Source organism: Hamadaea sp. (assembly GCF_013362815.1).
In the GTDB taxonomy this organism is placed as follows: Bacteria; Actinomycetota; Actinomycetes; order Mycobacteriales; family Micromonosporaceae; genus Hamadaea.
The window spans coordinates 22,012-38,706 of the sequence record NZ_JABFVK010000049.1 but is presented as its reverse complement, the minus strand read 5'-3'; the positions used below and the strand labels follow the sequence as shown (position 1 = coordinate 38,706).

The 16,695-nt window shown below is 68.4% G+C and carries 18 protein-coding genes; 10 read left to right on the top strand and 8 right to left on the bottom strand.

The window, feature by feature from the left end; translation table 11 throughout:
* Window positions 1–145: 145 nt before the first annotated feature.
* On the bottom strand, window positions 146–1,672 hold the full coding sequence (locus tag HOV77_RS22555) for an HNH endonuclease signature motif containing protein (RefSeq protein ID WP_290864734.1): 1,527 nt from the start codon (window positions 1,670–1,672) through the stop codon (window positions 146–148).
* 171 nt (window positions 1,673–1,843) lie between these two features.
* On the opposite strand from HOV77_RS22555, the gene HOV77_RS22550 reads away from it, so the two are divergent.
* Window positions 1,844–2,272, top strand: coding sequence for an MmcQ/YjbR family DNA-binding protein (locus HOV77_RS22550; protein ID WP_290864732.1), 429 nt, complete (start codon window positions 1,844–1,846; stop codon window positions 2,270–2,272).
* Complete coding sequence (locus HOV77_RS22545) at window positions 2,265–2,705, top strand: hypothetical protein (protein ID WP_290864730.1); 441 nt, start codon at window positions 2,265–2,267, stop codon at window positions 2,703–2,705. Before HOV77_RS22550 ends, HOV77_RS22545 begins: the two co-directional genes overlap by 8 nt.
* 32 nt (window positions 2,706–2,737) lie before the next feature.
* On the opposite strand, the gene HOV77_RS22540 is transcribed toward HOV77_RS22545, so the two are convergent.
* The gene (locus tag HOV77_RS22540) at window positions 2,738–3,586 is read right to left on the bottom strand and encodes an NmrA/HSCARG family protein (RefSeq protein ID WP_290864728.1); all 849 of its coding nucleotides are present in this window, start codon (window positions 3,584–3,586) and stop codon (window positions 2,738–2,740) included.
* Between the two features lie 52 nt (window positions 3,587–3,638).
* Between HOV77_RS22540 and HOV77_RS22535 the strand changes: the two genes are divergently transcribed.
* Window positions 3,639–4,151: a MarR family transcriptional regulator gene (locus tag HOV77_RS22535; protein ID WP_290864726.1), complete on the top strand. Its 513-nt coding sequence runs from the start codon at window positions 3,639–3,641 to the stop codon at window positions 4,149–4,151.
* Here the strand turns inward: HOV77_RS22535 and HOV77_RS22530 are convergent.
* On the bottom strand, window positions 4,141–5,466 hold the full coding sequence (locus HOV77_RS22530) for an MBL fold metallo-hydrolase (protein ID WP_290864724.1): 1,326 nt from the start codon (window positions 5,464–5,466) through the stop codon (window positions 4,141–4,143). The two genes, HOV77_RS22535 and HOV77_RS22530, sit on opposite strands and share 11 nt — an antisense overlap.
* Window positions 5,467–5,549: 83 nt before the next feature.
* Here HOV77_RS22530 and HOV77_RS22525 point away from each other — a divergent pair, with 83 nt between their 5' ends.
* Together HOV77_RS22525 and HOV77_RS22520 are read left to right on the top strand one after the other, a co-directional pair.
* On the top strand, window positions 5,550–5,831 hold the full coding sequence (locus HOV77_RS22525) for a hypothetical protein (protein WP_290864722.1): 282 nt from the start codon (window positions 5,550–5,552) through the stop codon (window positions 5,829–5,831).
* A gap of 69 nt (window positions 5,832–5,900) precedes the next feature.
* On the top strand, window positions 5,901–6,467 hold the full coding sequence (locus HOV77_RS22520; protein ID WP_290864720.1) for a TetR/AcrR family transcriptional regulator: 567 nt from the start codon (window positions 5,901–5,903) through the stop codon (window positions 6,465–6,467).
* 4 nt (window positions 6,468–6,471) lie between these two features.
* Here HOV77_RS22520 and HOV77_RS22515 read toward each other — a convergent pair whose 3' ends face one another.
* The 3 genes from HOV77_RS22515 to HOV77_RS22505 form a co-directional block, all read right to left on the bottom strand.
* Window positions 6,472–7,656: a hypothetical protein gene (locus HOV77_RS22515; protein WP_290864718.1), complete on the bottom strand. Its 1,185-nt coding sequence runs from the start codon at window positions 7,654–7,656 to the stop codon at window positions 6,472–6,474.
* A 119-nt stretch (window positions 7,657–7,775) separates the two neighbouring features.
* Window positions 7,776–8,900 (bottom strand): HAMP domain-containing sensor histidine kinase, encoded by a 1,125-nt coding sequence (locus HOV77_RS22510; RefSeq protein WP_290864716.1) that lies wholly within the window; start codon window positions 8,898–8,900, stop codon window positions 7,776–7,778.
* Complete coding sequence (locus HOV77_RS22505) at window positions 8,897–9,550, bottom strand: response regulator transcription factor (RefSeq protein ID WP_290864714.1); 654 nt, start codon at window positions 9,548–9,550, stop codon at window positions 8,897–8,899. Before HOV77_RS22505 ends, HOV77_RS22510 begins: the two co-directional genes overlap by 4 nt.
* An 87-nt stretch (window positions 9,551–9,637) precedes the next feature.
* Between HOV77_RS22505 and HOV77_RS22500 the strand changes: the two genes are divergently transcribed.
* The 3 genes from HOV77_RS22500 to HOV77_RS22490 all read left to right on the top strand — a co-directional run bounded on the left by HOV77_RS22500 (window position 9,638) and on the right by HOV77_RS22490 (window position 14,349).
* Entirely contained in the window at window positions 9,638–10,516 is an 879-nt protein-coding gene (locus HOV77_RS22500) for an ABC transporter ATP-binding protein (protein WP_290864712.1), read from the top strand.
* On the top strand, window positions 10,513–11,496 hold the full coding sequence (locus HOV77_RS22495) for an ABC transporter permease subunit (protein WP_290864709.1): 984 nt from the start codon (window positions 10,513–10,515) through the stop codon (window positions 11,494–11,496). The genes HOV77_RS22500 and HOV77_RS22495 overlap by 4 nt, the downstream gene beginning before the upstream one ends.
* A gap of 126 nt (window positions 11,497–11,622) precedes the next feature.
* Window positions 11,623–14,349, top strand: a complete 2,727-nt coding sequence (locus tag HOV77_RS22490; RefSeq protein ID WP_290864707.1) for a beta-L-arabinofuranosidase domain-containing protein — start codon at window positions 11,623–11,625, stop codon at window positions 14,347–14,349.
* Between the two features lie 6 nt (window positions 14,350–14,355).
* On the opposite strand, the gene HOV77_RS22485 is transcribed toward HOV77_RS22490, so the two are convergent.
* Entirely contained in the window at window positions 14,356–15,036 is a 681-nt protein-coding gene (locus HOV77_RS22485; protein ID WP_290864705.1) for a hypothetical protein, read from the bottom strand.
* A gap of 108 nt (window positions 15,037–15,144) precedes the next feature.
* Between HOV77_RS22485 and HOV77_RS22480 the strand changes: the two genes are divergently transcribed.
* Both HOV77_RS22480 and HOV77_RS22475 read left to right on the top strand, forming a co-directional pair.
* Window positions 15,145–15,666, top strand: a complete 522-nt coding sequence (locus HOV77_RS22480; RefSeq protein ID WP_290864703.1) for a TetR/AcrR family transcriptional regulator — start codon at window positions 15,145–15,147, stop codon at window positions 15,664–15,666.
* On the top strand, window positions 15,663–16,028 hold the full coding sequence (locus HOV77_RS22475) for a hypothetical protein (RefSeq protein WP_290864701.1): 366 nt from the start codon (window positions 15,663–15,665) through the stop codon (window positions 16,026–16,028). The genes HOV77_RS22480 and HOV77_RS22475 overlap by 4 nt, the downstream gene beginning before the upstream one ends.
* 70 nt (window positions 16,029–16,098) lie before the next feature.
* Here the strand turns inward: HOV77_RS22475 and HOV77_RS22470 are convergent, their stop codons facing one another.
* Window positions 16,099–16,680: a hypothetical protein gene (locus tag HOV77_RS22470; protein ID WP_290864699.1), complete on the bottom strand. Its 582-nt coding sequence runs from the start codon at window positions 16,678–16,680 to the stop codon at window positions 16,099–16,101.
* Window positions 16,681–16,695: the final 15 nt, after the last annotated feature.

Here is a 16,695-nt window from a genome sequence, read left to right as displayed (position 1 = left end):
ACCGGGGACCTCGCCCACGATGAAGTCGCTCGGTGATGCTGTTGACGGATGTCTCGGCGTGAACGCAAAGTGCGTCAGATGGCGCCTGCCCCGGAAGTGCCTTCCCGGCGACACCTATGTCACTCGCTGGCATGGCACCAGTGGATCAGCAGCGTCTGTGCAGGGTGTTCTGCACGGGCCGGCGTAGTGGGTCGATGAAGGTGGGTGGGATGAACTCGGGGAAGCCGTCGGTTCTGATGCGTACTTCCCAGTGTCCGTGGTGGATTTCGCGATGGTGAAACCCACACAGTAGGACAGAGTTGGTCAGACAGGTGGTTCCGCCGTCTGCCCACGAGTGGACGTGGTGGCCGTCGCACCACTGGGGTGGGCGATCGCATGCGGGGAACGCGCATCCTCGGTCTCGCAACACGAGCGCGCGTCGTAGTGGGCCGTCGATGAGGCGGCGGGCGCGGCCGACGTCGAGGACCTGCCCGTCGCCGCCCAAGACGGCGGGGATGATGATCGCGTCACAGGCGAGGCGGCGGACGGTTTCCGGGGTGAGTAGGTCACCGGTGTCCAGTAGTCCCGCGCCGACCTTGGCTTTCAGCTGCTCCCACGGCAAAGTGATCGTCAGATGCGGCTTCTCGCCACCGTTGTCCGGCAGCTCCCCGGCGTGCAAAATCCGCTCACACAACTCGATCAGCGCATCCGCGCGACGGGCACCGGCCGACCGCAGATCCGGATCACCCGGCAACGCCCGCTTGGCCGTGCCGTTTAGGTTGCCAGCAGTCGTGACCGGGCAACCTGCCGAGGCCGAATCTCCTGCGGCGGTCGAGCCGAAGACGTCCGGCGCAGCGCCACGGCCACCGCCCCGAGCTGGGCCAGACCCGCCGAACGCCGACCGATCGCCGTCGCCGCCGTACGGTGCGCCGAGGTCCGACTGGCCACCGCTGAAATCCGGCAGATCCGGGCGGTCGCCGCTCAGCGTTTGGTCTGCCACAGCGGTGGGTGCCGGGCGGCGCGGTGCCGACAGCGGATCCAGCGCCGCGCGCAGGATCGCGGCCATCTCCGCATCCAGCACGCCGCGGATACGGTATTCGCCTTCGCCGTAGGGGATCAGGGTGAAGTCACGTCGGTCGTGCGCCGATCGTTCAGCCCGTTCCAGCTCCTTGCGCAGGCGTTCCTCGGCGATCTCCGGGGCGACCAGCTCCAAGATCTGCGACCGATACTTTTCCAGCACCTCTGGCCGCAGCCGTTCCTCGGCCGCGAGCTTGGTGAGTACTTCGGCGGCTTTGGCCTTGCCCTGCTCACCGACAGCCGACGGCAGGTCGTGCACGGTCTTGGTGATCACCTGCGCCTGACCGACGTTGACCTGACCGTCGGACAAGGCCTGCTCGGCGGCCGGGACCGCGGGCAGCTGCCGGGCGAGTTTCGCCCACTGTTCGGCGTCACGGTGCCGGATCGCCAGCAGAAACGTCAACCAGTTCGCCGTACCCGTCGCACCGGCGGTGTACGGAACCTCCCGGCCCTCAGCGGTGCCGACCAACGCGAGCATTCGGGCCGACAACCGTTGCATCAACGCGAACGTACGCCGGACTTCGTCGGTGATCTCGGCGTCGGACAACGTCCACAGGGGACCGGCGGCAAGCTCGGCGACATCCGCCTCTGCCTGCGCCAACACCCCCGTGCTCATGACCCAATGTTAGAACGCCTGTCGGACCGCTAACCGGGGGAAAACCCAACCGGCACACAAGATGCCGACAAACGATCAACCCCTTGACCCATCCACAGTCGACAGTCAACCGAGCCGGGTTCGCGGCCGAAATCCGGCGCGGACTGGCAGCCTGCACCCTACGCTGAGGTCATGGGTGACAGACGCCGCCGCGCGCGGGTGGAGGATGTGCACGAGCTGGCGCTGGCCATGCCGCACGTTACCGTGGAGCACGGCACCGGTGACAATCCGGTCTATCAGGTCGGCGGGAAGTCGTTCGTGTTCTTCCGCAATCCGAGGCCCGACGCGTTCGATCCCGACACCGGCGAGCGGTACGCCGACGTGATCGTCTTCTGGGTCGGTTCGGCGGCGGACAAGCAGGCGCTGGTGCAGGACGAAAAGTCGCCGTTCTTCACGACACCGCATTTCAATGGACATCCATCGGTCCTCATCCGGGCGAGCCGGCTCGGTGAGATAACCCGGGCGGAGCTGGCCGAAGTCATCCAAGACGCGTGGCTGGCTCGTGCCTCGGCCCGGCGCGGGTCGGAATGGCTGGCGAGCCGGGCAGACCGCGATGAATGATCTGGCCGCCGAGTGGTGCATTGTCGGGACGCTGCTGCCGTATCCGTACCATCCTGACGGCCCGCAGGCGCACCTGCGCAGTCAGAAGATCTTTCCGGCGGGCGCCAAGCTATACGTTCTCGGCGGGTTCGCCGGCTACGACACGGTGACCGTCCTCGGGTACGCACATCGTCGCCGTAGTCCAGTCGTGGCCCATATCAAGGCGGCGTACATCGGTGGCTGGCGAGCGCAGCTCCTCTATCGCCCCGTGATCCTCCGGGCGATTCACCAGGCGGCTGCCGAAGACGGAGGTCACCGCTGGCTGTTCGACTATCACGAGGGGCGCAGGGTCGAGCTCGATCCAACCGCTCCGGAGGCCGGCGTACGCCTGGCACAGGTTGCGGCAGACTTCCAGCAGCGACTGCACGGCCCACCCCTCGGCCCGGCAGAGTGAGAAGCCTGGACGCCGATGCGGCGCGCGGCTGGTCACCAGGTACGCGTGGCCAGCCAGTCCGCGAAGGTGTGCCAGCCCACCTCCGGGTACGCACGGCGCAGTCCCGAAGCGTCGACGTCGAGCCCGACGGTGTCGAAGTAGCGGAACATCTTGTACAGGTCGTCGCCCCACGCTCGGGACTCCTCCGGCGGGGTCGACCGGAATGTGACCTGGTGCCCAATCGCAGCGGTGAAGGCGTCGGCCATCGCCAGCGACGTGGTTTCCTCTCCGGCGATGTCGATGCGTTTGCCTGCCAAGCGTTGCGGGTCGGTCAGGGCGAGCGCTGCCATGCCGGCGATGTCCGCGGCGCAGATCAACGCGATGGATCGGTCGGCGGCGAGCGGGAGGGCGAAGTCTCCGGCGGCCAGCATGCGGGCGGCGTACCCGGTCGCGAAGTTGTCCATGAACTTGGCGGGGCCGAGGATCGTCCAGCTGAGACCGCTCGCGACGAGGTGCCGCTCGATCTGGAACTTGCTGTCGAAGTGCGGTACGCCGGTCTCCCGGTCGGCGTGCGCGACGGAACTGAACACGACGTGCTCGACTCCCGCCCGGGCGGCTGCGTCGACGGTCGTCCTGCCTTGCCGGACTTCGGTCGCGGTGTCGGTGCCGAACGGCGTCGTCATGAGGAACACCGAGTCGGTGCCCTTGAACGCGATTTCGAGCGAGACGGCGTCTGTGAAGTCGGCGTACGCGATCTCCGCGCCGCGAGCGCGTAGTGCTTGCACGGCAGGGGAGTCGACCGAGCGGGTCAACGCACGAACGTGGTGACCGCGGTCGATCAAAAGGTGGGCGAGCGCTCCGCCCTGGGTGCCGGTGGCCCCGGTGACAGCGAATGTTTTCATGAGCAAAGTTTGACAGTGAAAACATTGCCGAGTCAAGTGTAAGCTTCGTCGTGTGGAGAACTGGCCAGAGATCGACGTGCCCGACCGGCATCCCGAAGTACTCAGTGGTTGGCTGCATATCCAGCAGGCGGTCGAGATCGTCCAAGCGGCGATGACGAGCCGGATGGAACGGCAGGCGGAGACTTCGCTCACCGAGCACGGGGCGCTGTTCCGGCTGGCCACCGCGCCGAATCGGCGGATGTCCATGCTACGGCTGGCGGACTACCTCAACACGAGCCCGAGCGGAGTCACCCGCCTCGTGGACCGGCTGGTACGCCGAGGCTGGGTGGCGCGGGAGGTGCCGCCCGAGAATCGCCGGCAGACCGATGCCGTCCTCACGGCGGCCGGGCTCGAGGCGCTGACCACGATGACCCGACCGGCGTACCACGCGGCGTTGGAGGAGTGCTTCGGATCGCTGCTCGACGGGGATGACCTCGACGATCTGCGCCGCATCGGACGCAAGCTCCTCGAAGGACACAACCGGTTCGACGCCGAGAAGTTCGCCGCCTCACCCCTCAACGAGTGACGGTGTAGTCGCCGTCGACGTGGACGACGTCCCGTCCGGCCGCGTGGAGCAGCGACGCCGCGATCGAGGCCCGGTAGCCGCTGGCGCAGTGCACCCAGACCTCGCCGGGCGGCACGTCTGCGAGCCGCTGCGGCAGCTCATGCAGGGGAATGTGGACGGCGCCGGGCAGGTGCGACTCGATCCATTCCTGGTTGCGGCGTACGTCGAGGACGATCACCGGCCGATGGTGGCGGACCTGGGCGAGATCGGCGAACGTGGCGCGCGGATAGGAGACCGGTTCGTCCGTCCAGTCGCGAGGGTCGCCCGTGGCGTGGGCGACAGGCCGATCGATGCCGATGCGTACGAGCTCTCGCTGGGCCTTCGCGACCTGTTCCGGGGTGTCGCCCAGCAGCGTCACCGGGGTTCCCCACGGGATCAGCCAGCCGAGATAGGTGGCGAAGTTCCCGTCGGCCCCGAAGTTCAGGCTGCCGAAGACGTGCCCGGCCGCGAAGGCGGTGCGGTTGCGCAGGTCCACCACCCATTCGCCGTCGGCGATCCGGCGGCGCAGCTGACCGGCGTCGGCGCGTTCCGGTGTGGACAGGTCCGGCGCGGCGGGACCGGCGGTGTTCAACGCCGACATGTGCGCGTAGTACGCTGGCCACGCGTCCAGTCCGGCGAGGACGCCGTTCACGAACTCGTCCTCGCTCTGCCACAGCGCCGGGTTGACGCGTTTCTCGATGCCGAGCGTGGAGGCCGACGCCGACGACTGCGAAACCGCGCAGAAGCTGCCGAATCCGTGGGTGGGGTAGACGTCGGCGGACTCGGGCAATGAGGCGGCCAGCCGGTGGGCGGACGCGTGCTGTCGGCGTACCAAATCCTGAGTGTGCTGAGGACCCAGCAGGTCGGGGCGGCCCACCGAGCCGTAGAGCAGCGAGCCGCCGGTGAAGACCGCGATCTCGCGCTCGTCCGTGGACAGCGCGTAGGACAGGTGGGTGAAGGTGTGGCCGGGCGTGGCGATGGCGGCGACGCTGAGGTGATCGCCGACGCGGATCTGGTCACCGTCCGTGATCGGTACGCGGTCGAAGTCCACCGCGTCGGCCGCGTTGACGTGGTACGCCGCCCCCGTGGCGAGCGCGAGCGCATGGCCGCCGGTCACGTAGTCGTTGTGGATGTGGGTCTCGAAGACGTGCGTGATCCGCACGCCCGCGTCCGCCGCCAAGTCGAGGATCCGGTCGATGTCTCGCTGCGGGTCGACGACGAAGGCCACGTCGCCGTCGTGGACGAGATAGCTCCGGTCGCCCAGGCTCGGCGTGTCGATCGCGATGACATGTGCCACTGGTGCCAACTCCTGGTTCGTATACCCCTGGGGGGTATTGTAGCAGGCGCAACCGGAAGCGACCTCCTGCGCGTCCTACAGACATGACGCAGTACCACTATTACTGGGGCGAGGCATTCGATGAGCTCCAGCTCGCATTCCACATCCGGTCGGCCGACTACGCCACCGAACAGGAGTTCGAGGCGGCGGTGGACGAGGCGGAGGCGTTCATGGACGGCTTCGTCGGCGAGGTGGAGAGCGGGCCGTTCAATTTCGACGCGGACGGGCGTCCGGTGGCGGCCCGGGCCGACGGCATGAGCTGGGCCACGTTCCGGCAGATCTACGTCGAGGACGGCGCTCCCACGCCGTTCAAGCGCCGACGCTAGCGCGATGGCCGAAGCCCGTCCGTATGCGATATCTTGTCATTGGCAAGTTGGCTGGACTGGAGGAACGCCGTGACCAAGGCCGGATACCACCATGGAGACCTGCGCCGCACCATCGTCTCCGCCGCCGTCGAGGCGATCGGGGAGTCCGGTCTCGACGGCTGGAGCCTGCGGGAACTCGCCCGCCGGGCGGGGGTCTCGCACGCGGCTCCGGCGTACCACTTCGGTGACAAGGCGGGCGTCCTGACGGCGATCGCGGCGGACGGATTCGGCCTGCTCGCCGACGCGCTCGAGGAAGCGCAGCCGGACTTCCTCGCCGCCGGAGTCGCATACGTGGGATTCGCCGTCGGTCATCCGGTGCACTTCTCGGTGATGTTCCAGCCCGCCCTGTACCGGCCCGACGACGAGACCCTGCGGGCAGCCGAGACGCGCGCGGCGGAGGTGCTGCGCAAGGGTTCCAACGCGGTGCCGGGCGCGGCCGCCCGGCCGGGGGACGCGACGCTGGCCGCCTGGTCGATCGCGCACGGCTTCGCCAGCTTGTGGATCAGCGGCGCGCTGCGCATGCCGCCCGATGCCGATCCGGTGGAGGCCGCCCGGCCGGTTCTGCGGTTACTCGTCGGTGATCATGGCAGCCAGTGACGGGTCAGCCCGCCACGCCACGGGGATGGACCTCGTCGCCCGGGTCGGGGTCGATGAGCAGTCCATTGTGGAATCCGATGAACCGGTACGCCACCTGCCGCAACGGCCAGACCACCCAGGCCCGATCCGCCTTCGCGATGGTGCTGCCGTCGGCGTGCGCGGCGGTGCCCAGGAGCAGCCAGGATTGGGTCGTCGAGTAGACCGCGATCCGGGTGTCCGACGAAGCGGAGGGGAGCGCCGCGCGTACGGCCCGGGCGGCGTCGTTGCTGGTGTAGAGCACCGCCCAAAGGTCGGCGACCGCATCACTGTCATCCGTCCGGTACGCCACCCGCAGCGATAGGATGCAGTTCTCGACGTGTAGCAACGAGTCGTCGGGCAGCACTCCGTCGCAGCCGCGCTGGTTCGCCGTCGCAGTCCGGGTGAGGACGTCGTCGTTCATCTCGAGCACGACAGGGAAGATCTCCTCGGCGGTCGTCGCGGTGGAGTAGGTGTTGGAAACCGCCACCGGGATGGCGGCGACGAGCAACATCGTGCCGAGGGCGGCGGAAATGACGGCATAGTGACGTCGAACCGCCGGTGCCTTCCGGCCGATCGCACCTAGGAGGGCCATCATCGCCAAGGCCGCCCCGACGCCCGCGAGCCCCCACATCAAGCCGTCGATGAACTGATCCGCACCGGGCCCCTTCACCAGGTCGGACAGGTCGTTGCGTCGGCGGCCGGGGACGAAGGTGAGTGCCATCAACACGGCGGCGATCGTGAGCCCGAGCAGGACTCGTCTAGTCGTCCGCCCGGCTCGCACCTGCTCGGTGCGACCCTGCCGCCGGGCGATCGTGGCCCGGGACTCAACGATCACCGACGCGCCGATGAGCAGGGCGGGCAGGGCGATGACAAGCCAGCCGGCGACGACCATGCCGCCGGTGGAACATGCCGACAGATTGCAAGCGGCGGCCACGTACGCCGGGCGCAGGATTCTGCCGAGGAAGGCGTACGCGATGAAGGCCGCGACGATGCCGGCGAAGACGAGGAGCGCCTGCAGCCAACCCCACCGCGACGACTTCCTCGGTGGACGGCCGGTCCGCTGATCCTCCGCCGCCGCCGGGGCCGACGGCTGAGCAGGCCGCTGCTTCGGCTGCTTCGGGGGCCGGAGCTTCTTGCGGCCGACGTACTCGATGGGACCTTGATCAGTCACGGGCAGCACGATAGCGGTGACGGGCAACGATCAGGCCACTGACCCAGCACCCTAGGACGGCTTACGCGGTGTGACCGGCCGGGCCGAGGCGCTCAACGGTGATCGACTCAGCCGAGAGGCTAAGTGGTGGGAAAGGCGATTTCCACGGTGAGCCCGCCGTCCGGCCGAGCGGTCACGGTGAGCTGCCCGGAGTGCGCGGCGATGATGGCTCGCACGATGGACAACCCGAGCCCATGCCGGTCGTCGTCGGCGACCCGGTGCAGCCGCTGGAACGGCTCGAACAGGCGCTGCACCTCGTCGGGCGGGACGACTGGGCCGGTGTTCGAGACGACGAGCACGGCGAGGCCGGTATCCGTCCGGGTGCCGACTTCGATCACGCCACCAGGGACGTTGTAGTGGAGGGCGTTGTCGAAGAGGTTCGCCACCAGCCGGGCGAGCAAGGCCGGATCGCCGTGCAGCCGGGCTGGGCGTACGGAGGCTTTGACGCGCAGTTCTCGGAGTTCGGCCGCCGCCGTCCGATCGTCGACCGCCTGGCGTACCAGACCGGCGAGGTCGACGAGTTCGTCGCGACGACTGCCGTTCTGCTCGCTGTCGGCCAAGGTCAGGAGCGCCTCCAGCAATCGGCCACGCTCGCGGTTCACAGCGAGCAGCCGTTCGAAGTTCGCCCGGTACGCCTCGACGGTGGCGTCGGGGTCGATCAGCGGTTCCTCGATGAGCGCGTGCTCGACCGTCAACGGCGTACGCAGTTCGTGGGCGGCGTTGGCGACGAATCGTTTCTGCCCGTCCAACGCCGCTTCCAGGCGCGCCAGCAGTCCGTCGATCGTGTCTGCGAGGTCTTTGAACTCGTCGCGCCGACCGGTGACGGTCAGGCGCTCGTGGACGGTGGAGCCGGAGATGTGCCGCAGCCGGCCGGCCATCCGGCGTACCGGGCGGAGCATGCGCCCGGCGTACAGCCAGCCGAGGCCGAGCGACAGCGGGGCCATGATCACCAGCGCGATGCCGCAGACGAGCAGGATGTCGGATCGGAAGTCGAGGAAGGCGGCCGGTGGCACGCCGATGATCTCGGTGCCGGCGGTCGGGCCACCGGCCGGGGCGGGCGCGTCGGCCGGTGGGAGATCCCGGGCCAGGACGAAGACGATGGCGAGCAGGATGACGCCGGACAGCACCGACATCAGGCCGTAGAGCGCGGTGAAGCGGCGGCGGAGCCGCTGCGGCGGCGCGTCAGCCGGCTCGGTCGGCTTCACAGCCGGTAGCCGGAACGGTTGACGGTCTCGATGACCGGCGGCTCGCCGAGTTTGGTACGCAACCGGTTGATCGTCGCCTTGACGGTGGTGGTGAACGGATCGGCGGCCTCGTCCCACACTCGGTCGAGCAGTTCTTCGGCGGAGACGACCCGGCCCTGGGCGGTCAGCAGGTATTCGAGGACGGCGAACTCCTTGGGGCTCAACGAAAGGCGCTCACCCGCCCGGGTCGCGAGGCGCTGCCCCGGGTCGACTCGGAGGTCGCCGTGGACGAGGATCGGCGGGGCGGCCGGGGTGGTACGCCGGCCCACTGCGCGGATGCGGGCCACGAGTTCGGCGTACGCGAACGGCTTGGGCAGGTAGTCGTCCGCCCCGAGTCCCAGGCCCTCCACTCGTTCGGCGATCGTGCTCGAAGCCGTCAGCATCAGTACGCGACTCGGCGCCTCCCGGCCGACGAGCGCCCGGCATACGTCGTCGCCGTGCACTCCGGGCAGGTCGCGATCCAGGACGACGACGTCGTAGTCCACGATTTGGGTGCGTTCGAGCGCGGCCGTCCCGTCGTACGCGACGTCGACCGCCATGCCCTCGCGGCGCAGCACCCGGGCGACGGAGTCGGCCAGCTCCGTCTGGTCTTCGACCACCAGCACCCTCATCAGCCGAGGTTAACGGGCCTGCCGTCACAGTGCGGTCACAGCGGCGCGGACGCTCTTGTGACCGCATGCTCACTAGAACTGGTCGGCATGACACCGATCATCGAGACACGTGATCTCGGCAAGCGCTACCGCCATAAGGCGGCGCTGACCGATTGCACGCTGTGCGTACCAAGTGGGCGGATCGTCGGCCTGGTGGGCCCGAACGGCGCGGGCAAATCCACGCTGCTGGGGCTGACCTGTGGCCTGATCGCGCCCACCAGCGGGACGATCACCGTGCTGGGCGACCGCCCGGCGGCCGGAGCGGCGCAGCTGGCGAGAGTCGGATTCGTCGCGCAGGACGCCCCGGTGTACGCGGGGCTGTCGGTCGCCGACCACCTGACCTTGGGCCGCAGGCTGAACCGGCGCTGGGACATGGCGCTGGCCCGGCGGCGCGTCGAGCAGCTGGGCCTCGACCCCGCGCAGAAGGCGGGCCGGCTGTCCGGCGGCCAGCGCGCGCAGCTCGCCCTGACCGTGGCCGCCGCCAAACGGGCCGAGCTGCTGATCCTCGATGAGCCGGTGGCCGCGCTCGATCCGCTGGCTCGCAGCGCCTTCCTGCGGGATCTGCTGGAGTTCGTGGCCGAACTCGGGGTCAGCGTCGTGCTGTCCTCCCACTTGCTCGGCGACTTGGAACGGGTCTGCGACCACCTCATCGTGCTGGCCGGCGGCCGGATTCAGCTCGCCGGGGACGTGCCCGACGTGCTGGCCGAGCACTACCGGCTCACCGGCGAGCAGGCCGAGCAGGCCGATCGGTTGCCGGCCGGGGCAGAAGTCATTCACACCGAACGCACCGCCCGGGAGACCACCGTGATCGTCCGCAGTTCCGTGCCGATTACCGGCGCCGAGCACGCCGACCTCGAAGACGTCGGCTTGGCGTACATGACTCGCGCGGCGGTGGCGTCGGTGCGTGGATTGGAGGTGGCCCGATGATCTGGTTGACCTGGCGGCAGTTCCGCACGCAGGCCGCGGTCGCGGCGGGTGCGCTGGCCGTTCTCGCGATCTACCTCGTGGTGCTCGGAAACCAGATGCGGCACGCGTACTCCACCGACATCGTCGGCTGTCTGCCCGAGATGTGCACGAGTGCTCGCCGCGATTTCGAGGACGCCTACGGTGTACCGGTCGCGCTCGCCGGAGCGGTGCTGCTCGGGGTCCCGGCGCTGATCGGGGTCTTCTGGGGCGCGCCGCTGATCACGCGGGAGCTAGAGGAGAAGACCGATCGCATGGTGTGGAACCAAAGCATCACCCGGGTCCACTGGCTCGCGGTCAAACTCGCGGTCCTCGGTCTGGCGGCCATGGCCGTCACCGGCCTCTACAGCCTGCTGCTGACCTGGAGCGCCAGTCGTTACGACCAGCTGGTCGGTGGTCGATTCGGCGCGCTGGCGTTCGCGTCGCGCAATCTCGCACCCATCGGGTACGCCGCCTTCGCTTTCCTGCTCGGGACGGTGATCGGGCTGCTCGTCCGGCGTACGCTGCCCGCCATGGCGGTGACGCTTGCCGTCTTCGCCGTGCTGCAAGTCGTCATGCCGATCGCCGTACGCCAGCACCTCATGACACCGGTGACCACCACGGTGAAGCTGGACCTGGCGGCGATGTCGCGCTCGGACTTCATGGGCATCGGGCCGGACGGGGCGCGCATCGACGGCTACACCATGCCCGGGGCGTGGTCGCTGACGACGACGAGCAAGCTCTACAACGCCGACGGAACTCCCTACACCGCCGCGCAGTCCGAGAAGTGCCACGGGTCGAATCAGCAGGAGGACATGGCCTGCACCGTTTCGCAGAACATCCACTTCAGCTACACCTATCACCCGGCCGACCGCTACTGGCGGTTCCAATGGATCGAGCTGGCGGTGTTCCTCGGGCTCACCGTGCTGCTCGCCGGGTTCGCCCTGTGGCGCATCCGCGCCTGACGCGTCATCGAGGGCTTGACGGATACCGATGTGAACGTTAACACTGGGCGGCGTTGCCCCGTCCCCGCAACGGAACCTCACCGCTCCCGCGGTCGTCGCCGACCGCGTCGTACGAAGGGATCCGTCATGCCCTCGTTTCCCCTGAGCCGCCGGGGTCTGCTGCAGGCCGCCGGAGTGACCGCCGCCGCAGCCGCCCTGCCCGCCCTGGAAGGAACCGCAGCAGCCGCAGTCGTCCCACCGACGCGGTCCGACATCGGTGTCGGCGCGTACGCCTTCGACCTGGGTCAGGTGCGGCTGACCGCCGGCCGCCTGCTCGACAATCAGAACCGGACGCTGGCGTACCTGCGGTTCGTCGACGTCGACCGGTTGCTGTACAACTTCCGCGCCAACCACAAGCTCTCGACCAACGGCGCTGCCGCCAACGGGGGCTGGGATGCGCCGACGTTCCCGTTCCGGACGCATGCCCAGGGCCACTTCCTGACCGCCTGGGCGCAGGCGTACGCCGTCGAGGGGGACACGACCTGCCGGGACAAGGCGGTCTACATGGTCGCGGAGCTGGCCAAGTGCCAGGCGAACAACGGTGCGGCCGGATTCGCCGCCGGATACCTGTGCGGCTTCCCCGAATCGGATTTCACCAACCTCGAAGCGGGGACGCTGTCGAACGGCAACGTGCCGTACTACGTGATCCACAAGACCCTCGCCGGGCTGCTCGACGTCTGGCGCTACCTCGGCAGTACGCAGGCCCGAGACGTTCTGCTCGCGTTGGCGGGGTGGGTCGACACGCGTACCGCGCGGCTGAGTTCGAGCCAGATGCAGTCGGTGCTGAACACGGAGTTCGGCGGCATGAACGAGGTGCTGGCCGATCTCTACCAGCAGACCGGCGACGCCCGCTGGCTCACCGCCGCTCAGCGCTTCGACCATGCCGCCGTGTTCACGCCGTTGGCGAGCAACACCGACCAGCTCAACGGCCTGCACGCGAACACCCAGGTGCCCAAGTGGATCGGGGCCGCCCGCGAGTACAAGGCGACCGGCACGACCCGGTATCGCGACATCGCCGTCAACGCCTGGGCGATGACGGTCAACGCGCACAGCTACGTGATCGGCGGCAACAGCCAGGCCGAGCACTTCCGGCCCGCGAACGCCATCGCGGGATACCTGACGCAGGACACGTGCGAGCACTGCAACAGCTACAACATGCTCAAGCTGACCCGGGAGGTGTGGCAGCTGTATCCGGATCAGGCGGCGTACTTCGACTTCTTCGAGCGGGCGTTGCTCAACCACGTCGTCGGCGCGCAGAACCCGGCCGACAGCCATGGCCACGTCACCTATTTCACCCCGCTCAACCCGGGCGGCCACCGCGGGGTCGGCCCGGCCTGGGGCGGTGGCACGTGGAGCACCGACTACGCGTCGTTCTGGTGCTGTCAGGGCACCGGCGTCGAGGTCAACACCAAACTGATGGACTCGATCTACTTCTACAACGGCACCACCCTGACCGTGAACCTGTTCATCCCGTCGGTGCTCACCTGGTCGCAGCGCGGCATCACGGTCACTCAGACCACCACGTATCCGGTCGGCGACACGACGACGCTGACCGTCACCGGAAGCGTCAGCGGCTCCTGGTCGTTGCGCGTACGCATCCCGGCGTGGGCGTCGGGCGCGACGGTCAGCGTGAACGGAACCGTCCAGGACATCTCCGTGACCCCGGGCGCGTATGCGGTCCTGACGAGGAACTGGACGTCGGGCGACACGGTGACCGTACGCCTGCCGATGCAGGTCACCGTACGCCCGGCCAACGACAACGCCAACGTGGTCGCACTGACCTACGGCCCGTCCGTGCTGGCCGGGAACTACGGCAGCACTACGTTGTCGGCCCTTCCGGCGCTGACCACTTCGTCGGTGACCCGCACGAGCACGAGCTCGCTGGCGTTCACCGCCACGGCAAATGGCGCCACCGTCAACCTCGGCCCGTTCCAAGACGCCCAGGGGTTCAACTACAGCGTCTACTGGAGCACGGGGTCCGCCGGATCCGGATACCGGCTGGTCAACGCGGCCAGCGGGCTTGTGCTCGGGGTCCAGAACATGTCGACGGCCGACGGCGGGCTCGCTCTGCAGTGGACCGACAACGGCACCGCCGACCACAACTGGGAGCTGATCGTCGACGGTTCGGCCGTACGCCTCCGCAACGTCAACAGCGGCAAAGTGCTCGGCGTACAGAACATGTCCACGGCAGACGGAGCGACGGTGTTGCAGTGGACCGACAACGGCACCGCCGACCACCGGTGGACGATCGTGGACAACGGCGACGGCACCCACAAGCTGCGTAACGTGAACAGCTCGAAGCTACTGGGCATTCTGAACGGCTCGACGGGCAACGGCGCGCAGGCCGTGCAGGATTCGGACAACGGCACCGCGGACAACCTGTGGCGGTTCGTCCCCAACGGCGGGCGGCGCATCCAGAATCTCGGCAGCGGGCTCGTCCTCGGCGTACAAAACATGTCCACTGCGGACGGTGGGTTGGTCGTGCAGTGGGCGGACAGCGGCACGGCCGACCACCTGTGGACCGCGGTCGTGGACACCGGGGGTTATCTCCGCCTGCGCAACGGCAACAGCGGCAAGGTGCTCGGCGTCGAGGGCGCGAGCACCGCGAACGGCGCCCGGGTGATGCAGTGGGCGGACAACGGCACCGCGGATCACCGGTGGCGGTTGCGGTACGGCGCGAACGGCTACTTCCGGATCCAGTGCGCGAACGGCGGCCGGGTCCTCGGTGTGACCGGAGCGTCGACCGCACAAGGCGCGCAGGTGGTCATCTGGGACGACAACGGCACCAACGACCACCTGTGGCGGTTCGTCTGAGCCCGCTCAGCTCCAGACGACGTAGGAGATCGTGATCCGGCGCTCGACCAGATCCACCTGGTCGAAGTGGATCGCGCCGTAGGAGCCGTTGTAGCCATCCGGTCGGACGATGCAGACCCAGGTACCCGTGTCGGACGACTTGACCCGGAATTCGCCGGCCGGATGGTCCAAAAGGGACGAGCACGACCGCTTGCTGACGGTGCCACTGGTGATCCGGGCGAACTCGTCCAAGATCGGCCGTCCTCCGTAGAGCCGGAGGGTCCCAGTGTCGCCGGTGATCAGCTTGAAGTCGCCGTTCGCCCAAGCCCCGCCGGTGGTGCCGTCGGACAGATAGACGATGTCGTCCAGCTTCACGGTCATCGTCTTCTGAACGATGACTCCGCTGAGGTCGAGGTTCAGGTCCGTCGGGTCCGCGTTCGACGCCTCCGTCGACGGCGACGGCGACTCGTTCGATGATTGGCTAGTCGACGGGTTCGTCGCGGGCGAGGTGACGACGGCAGACGGTCGAGGGTCCGGCGACTCGGCGGTTACCCTGGCGGGCTTGTCGCCGCCGAACTCGTTGATCGCGACGAGCAGCCCGCCGACGGCCGCGATGAGCGTCGCGACCGCGGTGATCACACCGGGCAACGTCGTGAAGAAGGTCAGGAACCGGGACTGCTTCTCGGGCACCCGGTGATCAAACGTCATCCGCTGACCGCGCGCAATACCCCGGTGATCGGCTTTCCGACACCCCTCTCCCCAATTGAGGAACGGTCGTTCTTGACTGATCGTTCCTAATCTTGCTACCGTCGGGGCATGGGACGGCCGAGAGCGTTCGACGAGACCGAGGTGATCCGGGCGGCGGCGGAGCTGTTCGCCAGTCGTGCCTACGACGGCGTCTCCGTCGACGACCTGGTGACCACGCTCGGCGTACACCGCAACAGCCTCTACAAGGTGTTCGGCAGCAAGCGCGGTCTGTATCTCGCGGCGTTGCGCTGGTACCTGGCCGAACGGGTCTCGCCGGTGCTCGCCGAACTGCGTACGACCGCCGACCCGGCGGCCGGACTCCAGGCGCTGCTGACGTCCGACCGCGACGACCTGGATCTGCTGATCCTGGCGGTGGTCGAACGGGCGCCCGCCGATCAGGAGGTCGCGGATCTCGTCGCGGGAGTGCTCCGGGAGGTGGACGCCGCGGTCGCCCGAGCGCTTCCGGCGGAGGCGATCGCGCCTGCGCTCACCGCCACGATCCTGGGCCTGCGCCTGCGAGCCCGGGCGGGCGGTACGGCACCGGACGCGGGAACCGTTCTGCTGCACCACATTCAATCATCGGGAACGTGAGGGAACGCATGGCACAGGTGGGCATCGACGGCGCGACGCTGGTCGTCGAGATCGAAGGCATGGACAAGCTGTGGGCGCTGAAGAGCCGCCTGGAGATCCCGCTGGCCAACGTGCGGGGTGCGACCGCCGATCCCGGCGTCATCAGCGAATCCAAAGGAATCCGCACCGCCGGTACGCACATGCCGGGCGTCATCACCGCCGGCACCTTCCGAGTCGACGGCGAACGCATCTTCTGGGATGTCCGGGACCCGGCCAAAGCCGTCGTCATCGAACTCCGCGACGAGCGGTATGCCCGCCTCATCGTGCAGGTCGACGACCCGCGTACGACGGTCGGCGCGATCGAACGCGCCATCCACGCCTGATTCTCCCGCTCGGGTGGTACGCCATGCACCTTTGCCGGGTCCGGAGAGGTCGGTGGCGTACCACCCGACCCTAATCCGTGAGAAGCGTGACGAGGGTTGCCCACGAGTCGACGGCGGTCGCCCAATCGGGCAGGCCGTCGGCAGGTCCAGCCGCGGGCTTAGCAGCGGGCTCAGCGGTGGAGGTGCCGCCGGTGAACAGAAACCGATGCTCGACCGTTTCCAGGTACGCGAGCACATCCAGCCGATCGTCGACGAAGTGCGTGATGCCGAGGCGTACGCACACCGGCGCCTTGTCGCGCCGTTCCCGGACGAAGTGCACGTTGCCGGGATCCACCCCGGTACGCCGATAGAAGTCGTGATGGTCGAGCCAGGCCCGGGTGTTCGCCTCGACTTTGGGGCCGGCCTTCGAAACCACATGTACCCGGCTGGCGAAAGCGCTGGTCAGCACGGCGAGCGCGGCGAAGACGCCGTCGGTCGCAGGCGTCTCGAGCGGCCGCGTACCGAAGAACGACGTGTCCTCCTCGCGTCCGGCCAGTGCCACGATCACGCCGCCGACGTCGACGCCGAGGGTCGGCGGCCGGGACCGGCCAGGCCCGCGATACGCCGCCGGTCGTGGGGTCGCCGCTCCCCGTCCTCGCTGCTGCCGCGCCATGTTCGCAGGGTATCG